This window comes from Flavobacteriales bacterium, assembly GCA_016699575.1.
Classification (GTDB): Bacteria; Bacteroidota; Bacteroidia; order Flavobacteriales_F; family PHOS-HE28; genus PHOS-HE28.
In genome coordinates this window covers 2,979,126-3,000,991 of record CP064979.1, presented here as the reverse complement: position 1 = coordinate 3,000,991, position 21,866 = coordinate 2,979,126, and the positions used below count along the sequence as shown (strand labels likewise).

At 60.9% G+C, this 21,866-nt stretch carries 22 protein-coding genes; 14 read left to right on the top strand and 8 right to left on the bottom strand.

Annotated elements, in window-relative coordinates; genetic code table 11:
• The first annotated feature begins 31 nt into the window (after nucleotides 1–31).
• The 5 genes from menB (at nucleotide 32) to IPJ76_12475 (ending at nucleotide 4,656) form a co-directional block, all read left to right on the top strand.
• Complete coding sequence (gene menB / locus IPJ76_12495; GenBank protein ID QQR85425.1) at nucleotides 32–853, top strand: 1,4-dihydroxy-2-naphthoyl-CoA synthase; 822 nt, start codon at nucleotides 32–34, stop codon at nucleotides 851–853.
• 232 nt (nucleotides 854–1,085) lie between these two features.
• On the top strand, nucleotides 1,086–1,619 hold the full coding sequence (locus IPJ76_12490) for a hypothetical protein (GenBank protein ID QQR85424.1): 534 nt from the start codon (nucleotides 1,086–1,088) through the stop codon (nucleotides 1,617–1,619).
• Entirely contained in the window at nucleotides 1,556–2,530 is a 975-nt protein-coding gene (locus IPJ76_12485) for a 1,4-dihydroxy-2-naphthoate polyprenyltransferase (GenBank protein ID QQR85423.1), read from the top strand. The genes IPJ76_12490 and IPJ76_12485 overlap by 64 nt, the downstream gene beginning before the upstream one ends.
• Nucleotides 2,527–3,582, top strand: a complete 1,056-nt coding sequence (locus tag IPJ76_12480; GenBank protein ID QQR85422.1) for an o-succinylbenzoate synthase — start codon at nucleotides 2,527–2,529, stop codon at nucleotides 3,580–3,582. The genes IPJ76_12485 and IPJ76_12480 overlap by 4 nt, the downstream gene beginning before the upstream one ends.
• A 3-nt stretch (nucleotides 3,583–3,585) precedes the next feature.
• Nucleotides 3,586–4,656, top strand: a complete 1,071-nt coding sequence (locus tag IPJ76_12475) for an AMP-binding protein (GenBank protein ID QQR85421.1) — start codon at nucleotides 3,586–3,588, stop codon at nucleotides 4,654–4,656.
• A gap of 330 nt (nucleotides 4,657–4,986) precedes the next feature.
• On the opposite strand, the gene IPJ76_12470 is transcribed toward IPJ76_12475, so the two are convergent.
• The 8 genes from IPJ76_12470 to IPJ76_12435 all read right to left on the bottom strand — a co-directional run bounded on the left by IPJ76_12470 (nucleotide 4,987) and on the right by IPJ76_12435 (nucleotide 13,571).
• Entirely contained in the window at nucleotides 4,987–6,066 is a 1,080-nt protein-coding gene (locus tag IPJ76_12470) for an RluA family pseudouridine synthase (protein QQR85420.1), read from the bottom strand.
• 75 nt (nucleotides 6,067–6,141) lie between these two features.
• Nucleotides 6,142–8,361: a T9SS type A sorting domain-containing protein gene (locus IPJ76_12465; GenBank protein QQR85419.1), complete on the bottom strand. Its 2,220-nt coding sequence runs from the start codon at nucleotides 8,359–8,361 to the stop codon at nucleotides 6,142–6,144.
• Complete coding sequence (locus tag IPJ76_12460) at nucleotides 8,351–9,148, bottom strand: PASTA domain-containing protein (GenBank protein ID QQR85418.1); 798 nt, start codon at nucleotides 9,146–9,148, stop codon at nucleotides 8,351–8,353. The genes IPJ76_12465 and IPJ76_12460 overlap by 11 nt, the downstream gene beginning before the upstream one ends.
• Nucleotides 9,149–9,297: 149 nt before the next feature.
• Nucleotides 9,298–11,010: a T9SS type A sorting domain-containing protein gene (locus IPJ76_12455; GenBank protein ID QQR85417.1), complete on the bottom strand. Its 1,713-nt coding sequence runs from the start codon at nucleotides 11,008–11,010 to the stop codon at nucleotides 9,298–9,300.
• A gap of 328 nt (nucleotides 11,011–11,338) precedes the next feature.
• The gene (locus IPJ76_12450) at nucleotides 11,339–11,689 is read right to left on the bottom strand and encodes a DUF86 domain-containing protein (GenBank protein QQR85416.1); all 351 of its coding nucleotides are present in this window, start codon (nucleotides 11,687–11,689) and stop codon (nucleotides 11,339–11,341) included.
• Nucleotides 11,676–11,972 (bottom strand): nucleotidyltransferase domain-containing protein, encoded by a 297-nt coding sequence (locus IPJ76_12445; GenBank protein ID QQR85415.1) that lies wholly within the window; start codon nucleotides 11,970–11,972, stop codon nucleotides 11,676–11,678. Before IPJ76_12445 ends, IPJ76_12450 begins: the two co-directional genes overlap by 14 nt.
• 139 nt (nucleotides 11,973–12,111) lie before the next feature.
• Complete coding sequence (locus IPJ76_12440; protein QQR85414.1) at nucleotides 12,112–12,873, bottom strand: ATP-binding cassette domain-containing protein; 762 nt, start codon at nucleotides 12,871–12,873, stop codon at nucleotides 12,112–12,114.
• Complete coding sequence (locus tag IPJ76_12435) at nucleotides 12,873–13,571, bottom strand: ABC transporter permease (GenBank protein ID QQR88458.1); 699 nt, start codon at nucleotides 13,569–13,571, stop codon at nucleotides 12,873–12,875. The genes IPJ76_12440 and IPJ76_12435 overlap by 1 nt, the downstream gene beginning before the upstream one ends.
• Before the next feature lie 398 nt (nucleotides 13,572–13,969).
• On the opposite strand from IPJ76_12435, the gene IPJ76_12430 reads away from it, so the two are divergent.
• The 9 genes from IPJ76_12430 to IPJ76_12390 all read left to right on the top strand — a co-directional run bounded on the left by IPJ76_12430 (nucleotide 13,970) and on the right by IPJ76_12390 (nucleotide 21,809).
• Nucleotides 13,970–14,605, top strand: a complete 636-nt coding sequence (locus IPJ76_12430; GenBank protein QQR85413.1) for a SprT-like domain-containing protein — start codon at nucleotides 13,970–13,972, stop codon at nucleotides 14,603–14,605.
• A 262-nt stretch (nucleotides 14,606–14,867) separates the two neighbouring features.
• A complete protein-coding gene (locus IPJ76_12425) occupies nucleotides 14,868–15,959 on the top strand; it encodes a mannose-1-phosphate guanylyltransferase (protein ID QQR85412.1) in 1,092 nt (363 codons plus the stop codon).
• A gap of 396 nt (nucleotides 15,960–16,355) precedes the next feature.
• Nucleotides 16,356–16,865, top strand: coding sequence for a hypothetical protein (locus IPJ76_12420; GenBank protein ID QQR85411.1), 510 nt, complete (start codon nucleotides 16,356–16,358; stop codon nucleotides 16,863–16,865).
• A gap of 3 nt (nucleotides 16,866–16,868) precedes the next feature.
• A complete protein-coding gene (locus tag IPJ76_12415; GenBank protein QQR85410.1) occupies nucleotides 16,869–17,222 on the top strand; it encodes a DUF2752 domain-containing protein in 354 nt (117 codons plus the stop codon).
• Between the two features lie 9 nt (nucleotides 17,223–17,231).
• Entirely contained in the window at nucleotides 17,232–17,888 is a 657-nt protein-coding gene (locus tag IPJ76_12410) for a hypothetical protein (protein ID QQR85409.1), read from the top strand.
• Between the two features lie 21 nt (nucleotides 17,889–17,909).
• Nucleotides 17,910–19,034 carry a ribonuclease D gene (locus tag IPJ76_12405; protein ID QQR85408.1) on the top strand — a complete coding sequence of 375 codons (1,125 nt, stop codon included), beginning with the start codon at nucleotides 17,910–17,912 and terminating at the stop codon, nucleotides 19,032–19,034.
• A 108-nt stretch (nucleotides 19,035–19,142) separates the two neighbouring features.
• On the top strand, nucleotides 19,143–19,457 hold the full coding sequence (locus IPJ76_12400) for a helix-turn-helix transcriptional regulator (GenBank protein ID QQR85407.1): 315 nt from the start codon (nucleotides 19,143–19,145) through the stop codon (nucleotides 19,455–19,457).
• 2 nt (nucleotides 19,458–19,459) lie between these two features.
• A complete protein-coding gene (locus tag IPJ76_12395) occupies nucleotides 19,460–20,272 on the top strand; it encodes a sulfite exporter TauE/SafE family protein (protein QQR85406.1) in 813 nt (270 codons plus the stop codon).
• A 124-nt stretch (nucleotides 20,273–20,396) separates the two neighbouring features.
• On the top strand, nucleotides 20,397–21,809 hold the full coding sequence (locus IPJ76_12390; GenBank protein ID QQR85405.1) for an MBL fold metallo-hydrolase: 1,413 nt from the start codon (nucleotides 20,397–20,399) through the stop codon (nucleotides 21,807–21,809).
• Nucleotides 21,810–21,866: the final 57 nt, after the last annotated feature.

The window sequence follows — 21,866 nt, the reverse complement described above, 5'->3', positions numbered from 1 at the left end:
TCGTCGCGCCGTCGCGGTTAATCTGCATTCAATGAGTTCCCGCAACTGGACCACCATCAAAGACTACACGGACATCAAGTTCGAGTTCTTCGAAGGCATCGCCAAGATCATGATCAACCGGCCCGAGGTGTACAACGCCTTCCGCCCGGACACCAACAAGGAGATGATCGATGCGATGGACATCGCGCGGGAAGACCCGAACATTGGTGTAGTGGTACTTACCGGCGCAGGCGATAAGGCCTTCTGCAGCGGCGGCGACCAGAACGTGAAGGGACGCGGCGGTTACATCGGCACGGATGGCATCCCGCGCCTCAACGTGCTCGATCTGCACAAGCGCATCCGCGAGCTGCCCAAACCCGTAGTGGCCATGGTGAACGGCTACGCCATTGGCGGCGGCCACGTGCTGCACGTGGTGTGCGACCTCACCATCGCCGCGGACCACGCGCGTTTCGGGCAGACCGGTCCCAAGGTGGGCAGCTTCGACGCTGGTTTCGGCAGCAACTACTTGGCGCGACATGTCGGGCAGAAGAAAGCCCGGGAGATCTGGTTCCTGTGCTTGCAGTACAGTGCGCAAGAAGCGCTCGACATGGGCATGGTGAACAAGGTGGTGCCACTGGCCGAGCTGGAGGATACCACCGTGGAGTGGTGTCGCATCATGATGCAGCGCAGCCCGCTCGCCTTGCGCATGATCAAGCGTGGCTTGAATGCCGAACTCGATGGTCAACGCGGTCTGATGGAGTTCGCTGGCGACGCCACGTTGATGTACTACCTGATGGACGAAGCACAGGAAGGGCGCAACGCGTTCCTGGAGAAGCGGGCACCGGACTTCCAGAAGTTCCCGAAGTTCCCGTGACAGGTTCACCACAGAGGCACGAAGGGCACAGAGGTTCACAGAGATGAAGCACTGGCTCCAGGCGTTCCGACTTTGGACATGGACAATCGCATCATGTTCTTGGCTTGTGTTCGTTTCTTGTTCACACCGGCGTCGTGCCCCATCAACTTTCCCAAGCACATCCCAGGGAAGCCATTTCACAACGGTTGACTCCTTGCAAGCGGGTGGAGCACGCTATACCGTTTACGCCAACTTGGACACTCTGCTTGTTGTCAAAGACCTCGACACAGTATTCCGGTTCCGTGGCCCAACGAACGGCTTGACGGTCCGCGATTTTGACAGTGACGGGCATGACGACATTATAATCCATCATATTACCAATATGCCGGGTATCGAGGAACTGATACGATACTCCACGCATAGTAACGGGTTCGTTGAGGTCCAACTCTTCAGTTCGTTCCCGTCCTCCACTGAGCTTCAAGGAACGGGCCTTTTCTACTCATACCATCGCTCTGGATGTGCCGACATGAACTGGGATTCTGATTTGTTCTTCCTCGATGACAGCATGGCCGTGCGTGTAGGGAACATCCACGGCGAGGGTTGTGAGGACATAACCAGAACGCTCGCTAGGATCAGCTATGCCGCAGATTCCGGAACATCGGATGACCTTGTCGTGATGGATTCCTTGGTCTTTGATGCTGGCTGTAGTTCGGGTGTTTCCAAATGGGACTTCATTCGGGAATACTGGACCGCAAACTGGAAGGAGTTCCTCGAGTCCAACCGATGAAACACTGGCTCCACGCCTTCCGCCTGCGCACCCTGCCTTTGGCGGTGAGCAGCATACTTGTGGGGAGCGCGTTGGCGTACGTGGCCGATCAATTCAGGTACAGCGGGCCGGACCAGTTCCATCCACCAGTGCTAGTGCTCGCCCTTCTCACCGCCATCCTCCTCCAGGTCCTCAGCAACCTCGCCAACGATCTGGGCGATCACCAGCACGGCACGGACAACGCCGATCGGGTGGGCCCGCAACGAGCGGTGCAGAGCGGTGCCATCACACCGGCGCGCATGAAGGGCGCGATGCTCATCTGCGGCGTGCTGGCCTTCATCGGTGGGTGTGCGCTCATCACGGTAGCGCTCGGCTTCACGCTGAAGACATTGCTCTTCTTGTTGCTTGGCATCCTCGCGATCGGCGCTGCAGTGAAGTACACCTTCGGCAGCAACCCATACGGCTACGCCGGGCTGGGCGACATCAGCGTGTTCATCTTCTTCGGGATCGTGGGGGTCTGTGGCACCTTCTACTTGCACTCAGGCGCCTTTCATCCGGTGCTGATGCTTCCCGCCATCGCCTTCGGCTTGCTCAGCACCGGTGTCCTCAACGTGAACAACATGCGCGACATCCACAACGATGCGGCCAGCGGAAAACGGACACTGGTGGTGCGCATGGGTGCCCACTACGCCAAGGTGTACCACACCATTCTTGTACTTGGCGGGGTTGTCGCACTGAGCGTTTTCGCTTGGATGGTCCACCAATGGCAGGCATGGCTCTTCATGCTGGTGCTGCCGGGCTTCATCATACACCTGCGCCGCGTTTGGACCGTCCCGGAGCCACGCGCGCTCGATCCCCAACTCAAGGTGTTGGCAATGGGCACCTTCCTCACGGCGTTGCTGTTCTCACTAGGCCTGATCTTAGCGGTATGATCCGCGCCGCCTGGAAGGAGATCACCCTCACCCCGCGTTTTGAGCTCGGCACCTCGAAAGGCGCCATCAACGCGCGCACGGTGTGGTACCTCATCGCCTGGCACGCCGACCGGCCCGAGGTGCGCGGTATCGGCGAGGCGGCGCTCTTCCCCGGCCACAGCAAGGAGTTCCCGGCGGAGGTGAAGACCAAGTTGCTGGAGCTGTGCCTGGACACCAGCAACTGGCGCGAACGGTTGAACGGCGATCTGGTGGAAGTCCCCAGCGTGCGCTTCGCCGTGGAGCAGTGCCTGAAGGACCTCGATGCCAGCGGTAGCAAGATGCTCTACCCTTCGGCCTTCACGCTCGGCCAGCATGGCATACTGATCAACGGTTTGGTATGGATGGGCGACAAGTCCACCATGCAGCAGCGCATACGGGAGCAGATCGACAAGGGCTTCACCACCGTGAAGATGAAGATCGGGGCCATCGGCATCGAGGACGAACTGGCGCTCTTGAAAGCCGTGCGTTCGGAGTTCAGCACGAAGGACATCACCCTGCGCGTGGATGCGAACGGCGCATTCGATGCGCGCAGTGCGCCCGACGTTCTGAAGAGGCTGGCTGACCTGGACGTGGAGAGCATCGAACAACCCGTACCGCCTGGGCTCTATGAAGTGATGGAGGAATTGTGCGCGTCCGCTCCGCTTCCCATCGCCTTGGATGAAGACTTGATCGGCCTCAACACCCGCGACGCAAAGTCCGACCTTCTGGACCAAGTCAAGCCGCAACGCATCGTCATTAAACCGAGCCTCGTTGGTGGATGGGCAGCGGCCGAGGAATGGATCGCGCTGGCCAACGAACGGAAGATCGGTTGGTGGATCACCAGCGCGCTGGAGAGCAGCATCGGGCTCAACGCCATTGCGCAATGGACCGCCACGCTCGCTACCCACGGTGCACAAGGATTGGGCACCGGCAACGTTTATGCGAACAACATCCCTTGCCCGCTGGTGGCAGCGCGCGGCGAGCTGCGATACCGGCCCGAGCTCGAGTGGGACCTGTCGCGCATCATCTCCTGAACCATGGACCGCTTCCACCGCATCATCATCGACGGTACGGCCTATGAAGGGGCAGCGGTCCGGCGCAAGGCCACGGAACTGCATGCCGCTTCGGGCGGCGCGAGCTGGAGCGTGATCCTCGAAACACTGCTCACCGACCTGAGCCTGCACAAGGGGCCGCTCGCCGTGCGCACCAGTGGCACCACAAGCCCGCCCAAAGCCCTCTCCATTCCGCGCCGCGACCTCATCGCCAGCGCGCGCCTCACGGCCGAAGCCTTCAAGCTGCACGAGGGTGACCGGTCGTTGCTCTGCCTGCCGTGCGAATACATCGCGGGAAAGATGATGGTGGTGCGCGCGTTCGTCATCGGCCTCGACCTGCATATCGTGGATCCGCGCGGGGCAGTATTGGAGAACCTGCGCACCGAGGACCGCTTCCGTTTCACGGCCATGGTGCCTCTACAACTCTACCGTGCTATCCAAGAAGACAAAGCCCGCGTGGAGCGCCAGTTCGATACCGTACTGCTCGGCGGTGGTCCCGTAAGCGATGCGCTCATCGAGGATCTACAAGGACTGCGCACACGTGTGTATCTGGGCTACGGCAGTACGGAGACTATCACACACGTGGCCCTGCGGCAGTTGAACGGCCCGGAGCGCAGCACCATGTTCACTGCATTGGGCGACATCACCTTCGCTCGTGACGAACGCGGATGCCTCATCGTGCATACGCCGCACCTTACCGTAAAGGAGCACGTGACGAACGACATGGTGGACCTGCTGGACAACCGCCACTTCCGCTGGCTCGGGCGCCACGACAACGTGATCCTCAGTGGGGGCAAGAAGATCTACCCGGAGCAACTGGAGGCGAAGACCTCGGGGCTCGTGCCCTACCCGCACTTCTTCGCTGCCTTCCCCGATGACAAGCTGGGCGAGGGCGTGATGCTCGTGCTGGAAATGAGCGATCCCGATGAGAAGGTGGTGCAGGAGGTGCTCGATATCCTGAAGGATGTCCTCGATGAGCACGAGCTACCACGACGGGTCATGGCGCGGCGCTTGTTCGAGCGCACGCCGAACGGCAAAGTGATCAGGGCGGTGTGAGGTTCCCGTTCCGTCGGGCTCTACGGATGCGCCTCCGTAGGTACCACCAAGACGGAAGTACACCGACCCAAGCCACTAGTACAACAGGCCAAATCGGCAGGTTGTGGTAGAGCGAATAGTTCGGTTTGCCGCCAATGTTCATGGGCCAATCCATGATCATGAAGTAGTAGATACCGGCCAATACGATCGGGGCCGGCACCAACAGAACAAGGGCTACGAGCCCGTTCGCGCGAATCCAGCCACTGGCAGCAAACCCTCCCCGCCACACCTTGGAGAAAGAATACCAGTAGGCGGCCAGCAATGCAAGAACAAGTAGTCCCATAGCCTTGCCTATTCCTCCTCCCCTTCCTCCTCCTCCACCATCGGCCGCGCATTCGCATAAGTGCGCCACTTCTCCAGCACGCTTTGCATATCGGCGGGCAGAGGGCTCTCGAACACGATGCGTTTGCCGGTAGTGGGATGGTCCAGTTCCAGCATGCGAGCATGCAGGGCTTGCCGGGGCAGGGCCTTGAAGCAGTTCATGACGAACTGCTTGTACTTGGTGAACACGGTGCCCTTCAACACCTGATCACCCCCGTAGTCGGCATCACCGAAGAGCGGATGGCCGATCCACCGCATGTGCGCTCGGATCTGGTGGGTGCGGCCGGTCTCCAGCTTGCACTCCACCAAGGTCACGTACGTGAAGCGCTCAACGACTTTCCAGTGCGTGATGGCCGTCTTGCCTTGGTCGCCCTCCGGGAACACCTGCATCACGGTACGATCCCTCAAGGAGCGGCCGAGGTTCCCTTCAATGGTGCCTTCGTCCTCGGCGAAGTCGCCCCATACCAATGCGTAGTAGCGGCGGTCGTTCGTGCGGTCATAGAACTGGCGCGCAAGGTGCGTCAGGGCTTCCTCGGTCTTCCCGATCACCATCACACCGCTGGTGTCCTTGTCCAAACGGTGCACAAGACCGGGCCGTGGCGTGGGCTGGTTCTTCGCACTGGGCAGTTTCCCGAAGTGGAACATCAGCGCGTTCACCAATGTGCCGGTCCAGTTGCCGTGACCGGGGTGCACCACCAATCCGGGTTGCTTGTTGATGATGAGCAGGTCATCGTCCTCGTACAGCACTTCCAGCGGGATGTCCTCCGGAAGGATCTCCACTTCCCGCACCGGATACGGCAGCACCACACTGATCACATCGCCGGGCTTCACCTTGTAGCTCGGCTTTTCGGGCTTGTCGTTCACCAGCACGTTGCCGCTCTTGGCAGCAGCCTGCACGCGGGTGCGCGATGTGTTGGCCAAGCGTTCGCCCAGGAACTTGTCCAACCGCATGAGCGACTGCCCGGGATCGCATACGATGCGATGATGCTCGAAGAGCTCTTGTTCGTCCGGGCTCTCGCCGATGGTGGCCTCGTTGGCGTCAGTGGTCATGGATGCCCAGGTGTGCAGGGGCGGCAAATGTCGCCAACACCGCGCTAGGCAGGCACGAACGATCCGGGCTGAACACTAACGCTGCACCATGAACCGCTCCGTCGCCAGCAATGCACCGGACAAGTCGCGCACGCGCAGCACATACAGGCCTGAAGCGAAGGTGCTGGTGGCAATGGATGCCATGCGCGAGCCGCTTTCGGTGATCAAAACGCGACCAGTGGCGTCCACGACCTGCAACTGTACACCGCTGTTGACGCCGGTCAAGGTCACGTTCAACACATCCTGTGCAGGGTTCGGGAACACATGCACGGTGGTGGTTGAAGCAACCGGTTGCTCGATGCCCAGGAACGGGTCCTTTTTCGCCTTGAACACCGGACGGAGCATCAGCGCGCCTTCCTGAGTGGTCTGCTGGAAAGCACCGCTCACCTTGTAGTACACCTTGTCTCCGAAGTCGCGATTGCGGTCGAAGCCCACGTTCAATTTGGTGGCCGCCGACTGCACGAAGCCGACATAGAACGTGCCGCTGACCACGACCTCCTGGTCCAACGGGTACTCAACGAACTTGTTCGGGCCCCAACGCACGTACTCCGGGTTGCTGAAGCTCACGTTCTGGAAGAGAACGGTCTCGGGGCTCACGCTGCTCCACACGGTGAGCAGGAACGAACTGTTGCTGGGATCCTCGAAGATGGGATCGAAGTAGATGCGCACGGCGCGCAACGTGTCGCTGCCGTTCATGTCGAACCGGTGGGCGATCCTGGCTCCAGCCGTATTCACGAAGTAGCCGGCCTCGGCGCTGCCATCATCATACGCGTAGTAGCTGGTGAACTCCTGCTTGAACCGGATGGTGTCGTTGCAGCGGTTGATGTCGGGCGTAGCGTTCGTCCAGAAGTGCACGTCGAAGTATGCACAGGTGTCCGTGACCGGTGCGGGGTAAGTGAACCCGTCGTTCGTCACCGGGTAATTCACAGGAAAGGATGAAGTCGGCGGTGCTGCGGTGTTGGTTCCCTGGTCGTAATCGTGGATGAGGTTTCCGTCCGCATCGAACACCTGATAGCCGTAGGTGACGAAAGCAGGATCCAACCGGTTGTTCTTCTGGCTCGCGGTAAGACTACTGGCCATGTAGGCACTGGGGCTCGCCGCGAAATGCGAGTAAGGCATGCTGGTATACGCACCGAGCAACGTGCTCTCCGGCATCACATGTGTCACGTCCACGAGGACAGTGTCGTCGTATGCGCGCTGACGGCCGAGGCGCACATAGTCCAGGTGCCAATGGTCCAACGCCCCGCTGCGCGTGCCCACGTTACTGAAACGCATACGGAAGTTGTTGGTGAGGAAGCGTTGGTCGGTGATCTTCAACATCACCTGCTCGAAGGGCTGCATGGCCGTGTAACCTGTGGACCACACCAAGTACCAGAGGTCCTCATTGGCGGCGTAGAACTCCAGGCGTAAGCTGTCCTCGTTCTGCGGGATATTGTCGCCGCTGAGGCCTTGTGCCTGGTAGAAGAAACTGAGGTAGATGCTATCGCTTGCCGGGTAGGCCATGCTGATGGGCACGCTGGTCAGCTGATCGCACAAGCCGTACGATGTAGGCACATCGAAGTCGTATGGGTAGCCGGTCCGGTCGAGCCCTTCGAACGATGCCACACCGACCGTGGGGGGATCCACCGGATAGGTGCCGTTGATGTACACGTCGTCCTCTTCCCACAGGATCAAGGGTGCACTTCCGGGAGCGCAATCGAACAGCTCGGCATTCGCTGTCACATCGTACACGAGCAGTGAATCCTGGACGAAGTCAGGTGCCAAGGGGATCTGGGTGCTGCTGCCCCCGATGGTGTCGAATTGCGTGTAAGGCGGCCACAGCGTCATGGTCTGGCTGCTGCCCGGGTAGGTGGTGATGTCGGTGACGACCACGCTCACACTGGCGTTCTCAATGGTGTCCAGGATGGTGGTGTCAGGCAATACCTCCCATGTGTAAGTGTACGTAGGATCGAGCATGAAGGCTTGGTCGGGCGCGCTCACTCCACTGACCTCCAAATGGTACACGGTCTCGATCAGCGTCACCCCGGCATCTCCGCCTTGCGCGTCGAGGTGACGGGTGCGGTCGGTACTGAAGTCATCGAAGATGGGGAGCGACTGTGGCAGGTACTGGTAGATGAACCACTCGTTGAGGCCGCTGCGCAGTACGCGCTGGTGCCGGGCTTGCTCGGGCTGCGCGTGCAGCGGGCCGATGCCGTCGCCTTGCGCAAGGATCGCACCGCTCAACAGAAGGGCGGAAAAGGTCAAGCTATTCTTCATCAAGGACTGTCTTCAGGGTGTCTGCCCGCAGGGTGTCGAGCAGCGACCGATCCGGGTCGAGGCCCGCCGTATCGACGGTGAGCCATACATCGATGGCGCCTCCGAGAGCGATGCGATTGTTCATGCCTGCGCCGGGTTGCTGTCGTTGCACGCGGGCTAACGCACTGTCGGCAGCCGTATTGCATCCTTCGCACTCCACCACCACGCCAAGGTTGAGCGATGCATGGTTGAGCACCGAGGCCAGCTCGCCCAGCGTGAACCCGCGCACATCCGGTACTGGGACGCGCTCGCCGCCCTCGCCGCTGCCCAGCACCAGCGTAATGCTCTCTCCGCGTCGGATCCGCTCTTCGGGCTTGATGCGTTTGCCCTTGTACAATTGGTCCAGCACACAGTCCACGCAGGCATCGGGCTTGTACTGCAGCTCCTTCACCTTGATACCAAGGATGTCGAGCACGCTGATCGCCTGGCGCTTGCTCAGATTGATGAGCGCCGGCATGTTCAGCATCTTGGGCTGGCTGGCGTTCATGGTTAGGTACACACGGCGGTCGGGCTTCACCTCCCATTCAGCATCCGGCTCCTGGTCCACAACGGTGCCTTTGGGGGCATCATCGTTGTACACGCTGTCGATGACCTCTGCAGTAAGTCCCCGCTTGGCCAATGCTGCGCTGGCCTCTTCGATCGTCATGCCCTTCAGGTCGGGGATGGCCACCTTTTCGTTGTGGCGGGTGTAGATGTTCATCCACCAGTAGCCCACCATGAGGATGACCACGGCCAACAACACCGGCATCAACCAGCGCAACCATTGCGAACGTCCTTGAGCCGCCATCCGATCCACCTGTTTTTGGACAGGCGGGCGAAGATATCCGGAGGGCTTTGCCCGAACAGAAGGGGGGACCTGCCGGCAAAGGCCGACAGGTCCCCCTGGCGCTTCCTGTTCTAGCGCTCCACCACTACCCTGCCCGCGCTCCGGCCCTTTGCGCTGCGCAGCTCCACCGCATAGATGCCTTGGGCTTCGTGGCGCAGGTCCAGGACGTGCAGTCGGGCGGTCACGTGCTCGGTGCGCACCACCCGACCGGTCGCGTCGAACACCGTGATGTCCACCGGCCCTTGGTCGCTAAGGTCCATGGCAAATAGGCCGCTGCTGGGATTGGGATACGCTCCGATGCCCTCAGGACCGTCCGCTTCAAGGATACCAATGCTCGCCGCTGGCACCGTGCGCACTGAAACGGTGGCCACTGGACCGCCCACGAAGCCCACGAACCAACTGGTGCCGTTCTGGTTCGGGGTGGTCGGCTGATCGTTGGTCAGTTCGTTCTGGTCGTAGTTCACGTCCTCGTTGTAGCCCAGGAAGATGTCGTTGTTGAACGCAGTGACACAGAAGAGGTAGCGCATGTCGTCCTGCAGCACGATGGGATCTTCCAGCGGCACATACCCGATGAAGAGGTTGCTGTCCACCGTCACATTGTATTCCGTTTCGCTCACGGGCATGATGTTATCGAAGGCAAAGGCGCCATCGCTCAAGCCGGTGAACTGATCCTGCCATTCGAAGACGGTGAGGGTGAGCAGTTCGCCGAGCATGTTGCCCGGTGCGTTCTTGGCGGCGTAGATGTGCATGCCCGCCACCCCGATGCGGCTGGCGTTGCCATCCAGGAAGTGCGCGCAACTGGTGTAAGCACCGGCGGGTGCTGCGGGTTGGGTGCCGATGGTCACCACGGGCCGGTCGTTGGCATCGTCCCAAGGGGCATAGCCGAACTCCTCGCCCATGCGCAGTTCCACCCCGAAGGTGTTGTCGCCGGTGCTCTGGTCGGTGCCACCGAAGGCCGTGGTGTAGGTGAACTGGTAATCGCCACCGTAACTGTTCTGGCTGAAGTCGGGCAGCACGATGAAGGAGCTGTCGCCAGAAGCGATGTCTACGGCAGCGCTCGTCTCGTTGTAGAGCAGCGGACCACCTTGGTCCACCGTGGCAGTGAGCGTAACGCCAGTGCGCGGCTGCTGCCCGAAGTTGTGGACCCAAGCGCCCAGCTGCACACTGTACTCGCTGCTGTTGCCCGCCAACAGCGCGGGATAGTTGAGGCCTTTGGGCATCAGCATGCCTTGCTTCTTGAAACCGATGTCGTCCGCGAAGAAGCCCGTCTTGTTGCCCAGGAAAGCCACCACGGTTGCACCGGCATCCAATTGTGCCCGCCAATCCGCCCCTTCAGCCTGGCCGATCTGGAACACGGGAATATTGACCTGCGTGCCCACGGCACCTGCGCCCATGCCAACCGGTGCACCGGGAATGTTGTTGATGATGACCACTGCAACGGCACCAGCGTTCTGGCAGAAGAGCGCCTTCTCGCTGTAATCGCAGCTGCCCCGGTAGAGCAACGCGATCTTGCCGTTGATGGCCGCAGGATTGGCAATGGCGTTGCAGCACAGGCTGTCGGCCGCGGAACCGTCCAATGCCAACGCCACCGTATCCACTACCGCGTTGGCCGCATCGGTCATGTCCGGGGTGGCCCAACTGCCCGCTGCGGGCTCCGCCCAAGTGTGCGCATAGCTGCCTGCTATGGCGGCGGGCTCCAGCACATCCACTGTCACTTGTTGCGCGTTGGTCTTCGTGCACGTGAACACGATGCATGCCGCCACCACGGGTATCCACTTCTTCATGGGCTCTCAAGTTTGTTGGTCCCGAAGTGACCCTTTCGTCCTCACTGTACATCCCACTTGGGGACGAGCCGCAGAATGTGGGGCGAAAGGCGGCGATAGACCGCTGAAGGCCACGCACCAGAACATGCTTGATGGAGCATTGGCTCCGCGAACGCTCGGCTGTACCTAGTGTTCATCAGTCGTGTGTCCCCAGCACAAGCTCGCGTGAGGTGACAAGCCTGAATATCGCAAGTGAGCCAACGCTCGGCTTAGCCGAGTGTTCATCGGTCGCGCGCCTTGGGCGCCAAGCAGGGTCCTGGCCGCTCAGGCCAACCCGGAAGTGAGCGGCTCACTCCGGGAGGTCCGCAAGGATGGACTGCAACTGGCTCTTGAGCGGAGTGATGTGCATGCCCACCACCTCGGCAACGATGGCCGTATCGATGCGGAAATAGTCGTGCACCAACCGATGCCGCATGCCGATCATCAGTGGCCATGGTACTTCTGGATGGGCAGCTCGCAATTCCTTGGTGAGCATGTTGGCCGCTTCGCCGATTATCTCGATCAGCTTCACCGTTCCGAACCGGAGCATGGGGTCAGCATCCAATTCACGCTCAGAAACACTACCAGGACTTGCTTCCAGTTGCCGGATCGCATCCAGCATGTGCAGGATCCTGGCGCGGTCCGCTTCAGCTGCGCGCATAGATCAACTGCTTGTCGCGGTCCACGTATGGTTTCACGTAAGGACTCAGGCCCTTGGTGGTCACCAGGTCCACGGGACGGGCGAGCAAGGCTTCCAGGTCGAAGCCCATCTGCACGAAGTGCAAGCCGATCGGGCGGCTATGATCCAATTCCACCAGGATATCCACGTCACTTCGTTCATCAGCTACTCCACGCGCGAACGACCCGAACAAATAGGCCTGCTTCACCGGTTGTCCGGCGAAGTATGCACGCAGTTGCCCCAGTGCCTGATCGTCCAATCGCATAGCGCGAAGCTACGCCTCTCTCACCACCCGGTATGTTGCGAGAAGGCCGCCTCGGCAAATAGCCGAGCATACGCGCCCGTGGCACCATTCCACCGGAACCATCCTCTTCCAGCAAAGTCACACAGATCCAATCCCCCACCTACCCGCCCATCGCCTTCTTCACCTGCTTCATTAGTCCGCTGGCGTACACGAAGGCGTTCAGTTCGGGGTTGTCGCTGTGAAGCAGGTCCTCGCGGCTGCCCTGCCAATGCTTGCGCCCTTCGTGGATGAAGATGATGTTGTCGCCGGTCTCCATCACGCTGTTCATGTCGTGCGTGATTACGATTGTGGTGATGTCGTACTCCAAGGTAAGCTCAGCGATGAGCTGATCGATGACGATGCTGGTCTGCGGATCCAGACCGCTGTTGGGTTCATCGCACAACAGGTACTTGGGCTGCATGGCAATGGCCCTGGCGATACCCACGCGTTTCTGCATGCCACCGCTGATCTCACTGGGAAAGAGCTTGTGCTTGTCCGGTGCAATGCTCACGCGCTCCAGGCAATGCTCGGCACGATCGCGCATCCCCTTGGTGTCGGTGGTGCCGAACATGCGCAGCGGGAACATCACGTTCTCGATCACGGTGAGCGAATCGAACAGCGCACCACCCTGGAACAGCATGCCGATCTCCTGGCGCACGCCACGTTTGTCCTCCTTCCCGAGCTTGTGGAAGCTGCGGCCGTCGTACAGCACTTCACCTTCCTCGGGAACGTGCAAACCAACAATGCACTTGGCCAGCACGCTCTTGCCGCTGCCGCTCTTGCCGATCACCTGGTTCACCAACCCCTTCTGGAACACGGCACTGATATCGGTGAGCACCTGCGCTGTACCGAACCTTTTGCTCACGCCCTTCACCTCGATCATCAGAGCAGGAGCTTGGTGAGCACGAAGTTGCTGATGATGATGGCCACGATGCTCCATACCACCCCGGTGGTGCTGCTGATGCCCACCTCGCGCGTGCCGCCCCGGGTGATGTACCCGTGATAGCCGCCAACCGTTGTAATAATGAACGCGAAGACCTCCGTTTTGATCAACGCGTATGTGACGGTGAACGGATCGAAATCCAGCCGGATGCCTTCGTCATAAGCCGCCGTGCTGATGATGCCCGTGGCCGCAACGATCAGATAGCCCCCGAACACGCTCAGGAACATGCTGATGATGATGAGGAACGGGAAGATGAGCAGCGCCGCCGCCACTTTCGGCAGGATGAGGTAACCTGCACTGTTCACACCCATGATGTCCAGAGCATCGATCTGCTCCTTCACCCGCATGGTGCCGATCTCGGCGGCAATGGTGCCGGCCACCTTTCCCGCCAGGATGAGCGCGATGATGGTGGGACTGAACTCGAGTATGGTGCTCTGTCGCGTGGCGAATCCCACCAGATTGTCCGGAATGAGCGGGCTGGTGATGTTGCTCTTGGTCTGCAGCGCGATGACCGCCCCCATGAACCCGCTCAGCACGGAAACAATGCCGAGGCTCTTCACGCCCAGCAGATCGATCTCCTCCAGGGTGCGGCGCAGGTAAATGCGGAAACGCTCCGGCTTGCCGAACACCTCGCCCATGAGCTGGGTGTAGTGGCCGATGTGGTAGAGGAACTGCACGGGGGCCGAAGATATCGGGGCAGGTCGTGGGGTTCAGGCGTCTTTGCAACGGCTTTCAACGGTCGTGGGCTGACGGCAACAAAACACGCGCGTTCGCGTTGCTCCGGCATGCCCTGCCGATCCTACATTTGGCACACCATGCGTTACCGCCGCACCTCGCTGCCTGCCTTGGCCCTTGTTGCTTCGTTGCTTTTGCTCAGCGGCTGTTCGCTGTTCAAGCCGAACAAGTGCGACTGCCCCCATTGGGACCACGTGCCCGCGCCTGAGCGCAACTACGATGTGCACGGTGCGGTTGCTGAGCCGTCATCCCCCTACCCTCTTCCAAGTGGGACAAATTCGGTTCCGCCACGGCACTCGTGATGCTCGCCGCTGTTGACGCCTTCGACGCCCTGCGCCGCCGACTGCCCGAGGCTGCGGTGCCCGTGGTGGAGGACTGGATGCGCCGCTATCCCGTGCAAGTGCGTGTGAGCCGGCCCCGCAAAAGCAAGCTCGGCGACTACCGCGCTGCGCACCGCGGTCAGCCGCACCGCATCAGCGTGAACGCCGACCTGAACAAGTACTCCTTCCTTGTTACCCTGGTGCACGAGTTCGCGCACTACAGCGCATTCCTGCGCACACGTCGCCTCACCGATCCGCACGGCAAGGTGTGGAAGGACGAATACGCCCGCCTCATGCGGCCCTTTATGAGCCGAGAGGTGTTCCCCGCCGATGTGCTGCTTGCACTTGAGCGCCACCTCACGGACGCCCCGGCCAGCAGTTGCACGGACCATCACCTGCTGCGGATCCTACGCCGCTACGACCCCGAGCCCGTGACCTTCCTGGAGGAGCTGCCGGAGCGGACCATCTTCCGCCACCACGGTCGCCTCTTCGTGAAGGGCGTTCGCCAGCGTAAGCGCTACATGTGCCGCTGCCTCAACGACCGCCGCACCTACAGCTTCGACCCCGTGGCCGAGGTGCACGTGGACCAGCCCGTGGAGGCGCTGCGGGCGGGGTAAGGAGACGACTGTTCGATCGGGGGGAAAATGCAAGGCTTGGATCAACGGGTATCTCACACAGAGACACGGAGACACAGAGCATACAACCGTGAGCATGGCACGCATTCTCCGTGCCTTCGTGTCTCTGTGTGAGATGTACATGCAGCTTCTGAGCGATGAAGCATGGGCCCGTTCCTAACCCCGGCAGCCTAACACCCACCAACCAACAACTCCACCGCCCCTGCTCGCTACAGTCCCCGTCCCCACCGATCTTGCGCCCCCAATGATCTCCAAGCACCACTACTGCGTCATCATGGCCGGCGGCATCGGCAGCCGTTTCTGGCCCATGAGCCGCAGTGCCCGCCCCAAGCAGTTCCTCGACGTCCTCGGCATGGGCCGCACCATGCTCCAGCAGACCTACGACCGTTTCCTGGCCCTCTGCCCGCCTGAGAACATCCTGGTGGTGACCAATGCAGGCTACAAAGCTTTGGTGAAGGAGCAGCTGCCCGCCATCCGCGACGAGCAGATCCTGCTGGAGCCCGCCCGCCGCAACACCGCGCCGTGCATTGCCTACGCCAACCACCGCATTGCCGCACAGGATCCCGATGCCCTCATTGTGGTGGCCAGCAGCGACCACTTGGTGCTGAAGGAACCCGAGTTCCACGCCACCGTTATGAACGCCTTCCGCCAAGCGGCCATGGGCGACAACCTGGTGACCCTGGGCATAGTACCCACGCGCCCCGACACGGGCTACGGCTACCTGCAATGGACCGATGAGCCCGGTACCGTGCACCCCAGCGTCAAGCGCTTGAAGACCTTCCGCGAGAAGCCCGACCACGCCACCGCCGAATCCTTCCTCAAGAGCGGCGACTTCCTCTGGAACAGCGGCATTTTCATCTGGAGCCTCAAGAGCATCAGCAAGGCCTTCGCAGTGCACCTGCCGCAGATGGAAGCACAGTTCAGCGCGGGCACCGGCACCTTCGGCACACCCGCCGAGCAGGCTTTCATCGATGGCATGTACGGGCAGTGTGAGAACATCAGCATCGACTACGGTGTGATGGAGAAAGCCCGCAACGTGTACACCGTGCAAAGCGACTTCGGCTGGAGCGACCTGGGCACTTGGGGCAGCCTTTACACCCACCTGCCCAAGGACGCGCACGGCAATGCCGTGGTAGGCCCCAACGTGAAACTGCACGATGCCAAGGGCAACATGATCCGCACCGAGGACGGACGGCTCATCGTGCTGCAAGGCCTCGAGAACTGCATTGTGGTGAGCACCCCCGATGTGCTCCTCGTGTGCCGCCAGCACGACGAACAGCAGATCAAGCAGTTCGTTACGGACGCCGGTAAGGAGAGCGGGGGGAAGTACGTGTAGCACGCCAGACCGCACACCAACGAACAAGGCCCGGTTGCCCGGGCCTTGTCGCAGGGACCTGCTATCCGCTCACTCCCACCGGCGCTTGAAGGCACGCAGCAGCAAACGCAGCCTGTGCAGGTCTGCTTTGCTGGGTTGCGGGTGGGCCGCCGGGGGTGCGGGCGCGACAGGTCGGGGAAACGGGGCTGACATGCGGGCGAAATGAGCAAGCCTCTGCCGGGGCCACAATACCCACTTCTGGGTATTTTCTGCTTGGCTCAGGCTAGCCTGCGGGCCGTTCCAAACGGCTGCACTGCACTGACGGGCTAACAACCCCGTTGGAAAGTCCTTGGCCACCCGATTTGCAGGGATCGGGAACCCGGATAGATTGGCAGCAAACCAAAACACCTCTTCCCGATGAACGACATGAACACAGGCGCCCCTAAGCGGCCGACATTCCTCACCGTGCTCTGCATCCTCAGCTTCATCGGCTGCGGTCTCGGCATCTTCGGGGGATTCACCGGCTATTTCACCAACAAGGCCCTTGTGGGCTCGGGTGATGCCCTCTCCAGTGAGATCAGCAGCTCCATGGACGAGGCCATGGCCAGCGGCGAAATGAGCGATGCGGAACGCGAGATGGCCAGTGCTATCGGCGATGCGCTCGGCGGTTCCATGGATTTCGGCGCCATGGCCACCAGCTCGTTGATCCAGGGCCTGGCGGCGATCGTCTGCCTCATCGGTGTCTTCATGATGTGGAAGCTCAAGAAGACCGGGTTCTACATCTACACGTTGGCTCAAGTGGTAACGGTGGCAGCTCCGTTCATCTTCGTGGGCGGTCTTGCCGGTGGTCTGATGGCAACCCTTGGAGCCATCTTCCCGGTCATCTTCATCATTCTCTATGCGCTCAACCTCAAGCACATGAGCTGAGCCATGCGGGGCTGGGGAACAGGGCTGGCCGCCTTGGGCGGCGCTGTTCTGCTGGCCTACCTGTATGCTTTCGACCCCGGAAAGGGCGGCTATCCCAGCTGCCCTTTCCGCTTTTTCACCGGTTGGGATTGCCCCGGCTGCGGCAGCCAGCGCAGCGTGCACGAACTCCTGCACGGTCACTTCCAGACCGCCTGGGGGCACAACGCCTTCCTTCTTTTGGCACTTCCCCTGGCGGGGCTCCACTGGGCCCTGTTGCACTGGTTCGGCGAGCAGGTGCCCACCCAAGTCCGCAGGCTGCTTTGGTGGGGTTGGGTGGCGGCCATCGCGGGCTGGGGCGTGCTGCGCAACTTCAACTGAACGCACACCATGACCACCCTCTTCTTGTTTTCATCGGCCTGGGCGTTGTTCTTCCTATGGCGCAGCGGGGCGGGCCTTCGCGCCGTAGCCGTTTGTGCGGTGCTGGGCGTTGTACACCTAGTGCTTCAAGGGAACGGCTTCTATGCCCGCACGGACACCTTGCCCCCGCGGGCCGTGCTGTTGCTGGCACCCTCCGTGCTGGTCATCCTGGCTGTGCTGGCCCGGCCTGCAGGACGAAAGTGGATGCGCTCCCTTGACCTGGGCGCACTTACCCTCCTGCACACCTGCCGCGTGGGGGTGGAATGGGTGCTGCACCAAGCATGGCTCGATGGCCAAGTACCCCGCACCATGACCTTCGAAGGCACCAACTTCGACATCGTTAGCGGGCTATCGGCGCCGCCGGTATGGACCTACTTGCGTTATTCCAAGTCACCCCAACGTTGGGTGCTGCCGTTCTGGAACCTGCTGTGCCTGGCCCTTTTGGTGAACATCGTGGTAACCGCGGTGCTGAGCCTGCCGGGCCCCATGCAGGTACTGAACCACGCCATGCCCAACCGGCTGGTGCTGACCAGCACCTACGTGCTGCTGCCCGCCGTGGTGGTGCCGGTGGTCTTGTTCGCACACCTATGTGTACTACTCAGGCCCAAGCCCGTTGCGGACCGTTGACGGTTGCCCAACTTCGGCCCCATGGCCGGGGCACCGCTCATTGTGGACGAGAAGGAGCTGAAGGCGCTGGTGGCCGACCTGCGCAAGGAGCCCGCCGTGGCCCTCGACACCGAGGCCAGCAGTTTCCACCGGTACAAAGAGCGCGTGTGCCTCATCCAGCTCAGCACGCGCAACCGCACGTGGCTCGTTGACCCCATCGCCATCCACGACCTCAGCGCCATCAACGCGCTGATGACGGACAAGAAAGTGGAGACCGTGATCCACGACGCCGACTACGACCTGCGCTTGCTCAAGCGGCAGAGCGGGATCCACGCGGTGCGCGTGTGGGACACCATGGTGGCCGCCGAGCTGGTGAACGAACCCAACCTGGGCCTGGCCGCGCTGCTGAAAAAGTACGTGGGCGTGGAACTCGACAAGAAGTTCCAGAAAGCCGATTGGAGCATGCGCCCACTGAAACCGGCGATGCTCGAGTATGCCGCGAAGGACACGGCGCACCTGCTGGAACTGCGTGATCACCTGGCCGCACAATTGAAAGCCAAGGACCGCGAGGCATGGGCCGCAGAGGAATTCGCCTTTTTGGTGGACATCCCATTCAATGTCGAGGAGAACGACGAGCCCGGCTTCCTGCGCGTGAAGGGCGCCAAACTGCTGAAGCCTGCGCAGTTGGCCATCCTGCGCGAACTGCACGCGTGGCGCGAGAAGCTGGCCGAGCGGCTGGACCGGGCTCCGTTCATGGTGCTGGGCAACGAAACCATGCTCGACCTGTGCAAACAGCCACCGGCCAGCAAGAAGGAACTCGGTGAACGCAAGGGCGTCGGCGACACCAACGCGCAACGCAATGGCGATGCCATCCTGAAAGCCATCGAGCGCGGCCGCGCCGTGCCCAAGGAAGATTGGCCCCGCGTACCAAAGCCCTTGCGCTATGAGCGCGATGCCGATTTCGAGGACCGGGTGAAACGCTTGCGCGCCGCGCGGGAGGAGAAAATGAAGGAGTTCGACCTGCCGCCAGGCATCATCTGCAACAACAACATGCTGGCGGAGATCGCGCGCAAAATGCCGCGCACAGCCGAGGAACTGAAAGCAGTGGCCGGCATGCGCCACTACCAAGTGAAGCACTTCGGGGCCGCCCTTCTCGCCGCCCTTTGAAGCGGCATTTATCACCTGATCCGCTGCGTCATGTCATTGCCGGTGTGACCTTCCTCACATAGTCACATAGTCGTATGGCTATACATTTGTCCCATTCAAGCAAGGGACATGTCCGTCATCACCCTCGACGAACGTATTGGAACTGAGAAACTGGTAAAGGCCAGTGAACTCCTGAAGGTTGCTGCCCATCCGCAGCGCCTGGCCATACTCGACCTGCTCGGCGGCAAGAAGCGCATGTGCGTAAGCGACCTGACGGAGGTGCTCGGCATCGAACAAGCCATCCTCAGCCAGCACCTCACCCTCATGCGCGACAAGGGCCTGCTGGGCGTGGAGAAAGAAGGCAAGTACAGCTTCTACTACCTGCAGCAACCCGGCTTCCTGAAGATCATCAAGGACCTGGAGAACTGCTGCGAGCACCTGTGAACATGGAGATCCTCGGATACATCGGTGCCATCCTCATGGGTCTCTCGCTCGGCCTGATCGGTGGCGGCGGGAGCATCCTCACCGTGCCGATCCTGGTATACCTGTTCATGGTGGAGCCGGTTCTGGCCACGGCCTACTCACTCTTCATCGTCGGGTTGACGAGCTTGGTGGGCAGCCTGAGCCATATGCGCATGGGCAACATCCACTGGCGCACGGCGATCGTGTTCGGCATACCGAGCATTCTGGCGGTGTATGCAACGCGCGCCTGGGTGGTGCCTGCCATACCTGACCCGATCTTCAGTGCAGGTGGTGTGGTGCTCAGCAAGGCCGTGGGCATCCTCTTCCTGTTCGCCGTGATCATGGTGGCTGCAGCGTACAGCATGATCCGCAAACCCAAGGTTCCATTGGGACCGGACGAACGCGCGGAGCAGGCCATCGCCTTCAACTACCCGTTGATCCTTGCGGAGGGCGTCGTCGTGGGCATGATCACGGGCATTGTTGGTGCCGGTGGAGGATTCCTGATCATTCCGGCGCTGGTGCTGCTGGCGAAACTTCCGATGAAACAAGCGGTGGGCACCTCGCTCATCATCATCGCCGCAAAGTCCTTGATCGGTTTCACTGGCGATCTGAAGGGCGGCGGATCCATAGATTGGAACTTCCTGCTGCTCTTCTCGGCCATCGCCGTGGTGGGCATCATCGCTGGAAGCATCCTCAGCAAACGCATACCCAACGAAAAACTCAAACCCGCCTTCGGATGGTTCGTGCTCCTCATGGGCATCTACATCATCGGAAGGGAACTTTCAGCTCTGAGCTAGCACAAATGAGGAACTACAGAAAACACAGCATGCAGGTTGGCAAGCGATCCCAACGCCTGTCCATTTCTGCATTTCTCTGTGCCCTCTGTGGCCTCCGTGGTTAACCCTTGAACACTACCTCCCCATGAAAATCGAACAGATCTACACCGGCTGCCTGGCACAAGGCGCGTACTACATCGAGAGCAACGGCGAAGCGGCCATCATCGATCCGCTGCGCGAGACCAGTCCGTACATCGAACGGGCGAAAGCGCGCAACGCCAAGATCAAGTATGTGCTGGAGACGCACTTCCATGCCGACTTCGTGAGCGGCCACCTGGACTTGAGCAAGAAGACCGGCGCACCCATCGTGTACGGCCCGAACGCCAACCCTTCGTTCGATGCGCACATCGCCAAGGACGGTGAGGAGCTGAAGCTGGGCAAGGTCACCATCAAGGTACTGCACACGCCCGGCCACACCATGGAGAGCACGTGCTACCTGCTCATCGATGAGAACGGTAAGCCGCACAGCATCTACACCGGCGACACGCTCTTCATCGGTGATGTGGGCCGCCCTGACCTGGCGCAGAAGATGGGTTCGTTGACGCAGGAGGACCTCGCCGGATTCCTCTACGACAGCCTGCACAACAAGATCATGCCCTTGCCCGATGACGTGATCGTGTACCCGGCGCACGGGGCTGGCAGCGCGTGCGGCAAGAACATGAGCAAGGAGACCTTCGACACACTGGGCAACCAGAAGCGGAACAACTACGCACTGAAAGCCGCGACGAAGGAGCAGTTCATCAAGGAGGTGACCGATGGCCTCTTGCCGCCACCTGCCTACTTCCCGCAGAACGTCGCGCTGAACAAAGGCGTTATCCCGAGCGTGGACACCGTGAAGGAGAAAGGCCTTCGCGCATTGACGCCGGACCAATTCGAGCTCGTTGCCGAGACCGAAGGCGCTCTCGTGCTGGACACCCGCAACGCCGAGGACTTCAAGGACGGCTTCATCCCGCGCAGCATCAACATCGGCATCAAGGGCGACTTCGCTCCTTGGGTCGGTGCGATGATCCCCGATGTGAAACACCCGCTGCTGATCGTGGCCGAGGAGGATGCTGAAGAAGAAGTGGTGACACGTCTTGCCCGCGTGGGCTATGACCATGTGTTCGGCTATCTGAAAGGAGGCGTTGCTGCATGGAAGACGAGCGGCAAGGAAGTGGACACCATCGAGCGCATCGATGCGGAAGAGTTCGCCAAGCGTTTCCACGCTGCCAAGCTGCGCGTAGTGGATGTCCGCAAGGACGGCGAATACAGCGCTGAGCATGTTGACGGTGCATGGCATGCTTCATTGCAATTCATCAACCAGGAGATGGCCGCCTTCAGCAAGGACGAGACGAACTACGTGCATTGCGCAGGTGGCTACCGCAGCATGATCGCAGCGAGCCTCCTGAAGTCCCGCGGCTACCACAACCTCGTCGAGGTGCGCGGCGGTTTCAACGCGATCAAGAACACGGATGTGAAGGTGACCGACTACGTGTGCCCTTCCACCCTCAAGAAATAACACACTACCTCGAAAGCCCGGACATCGTTCTGTCCGGGCTTTTTCGGGCCTCAACCA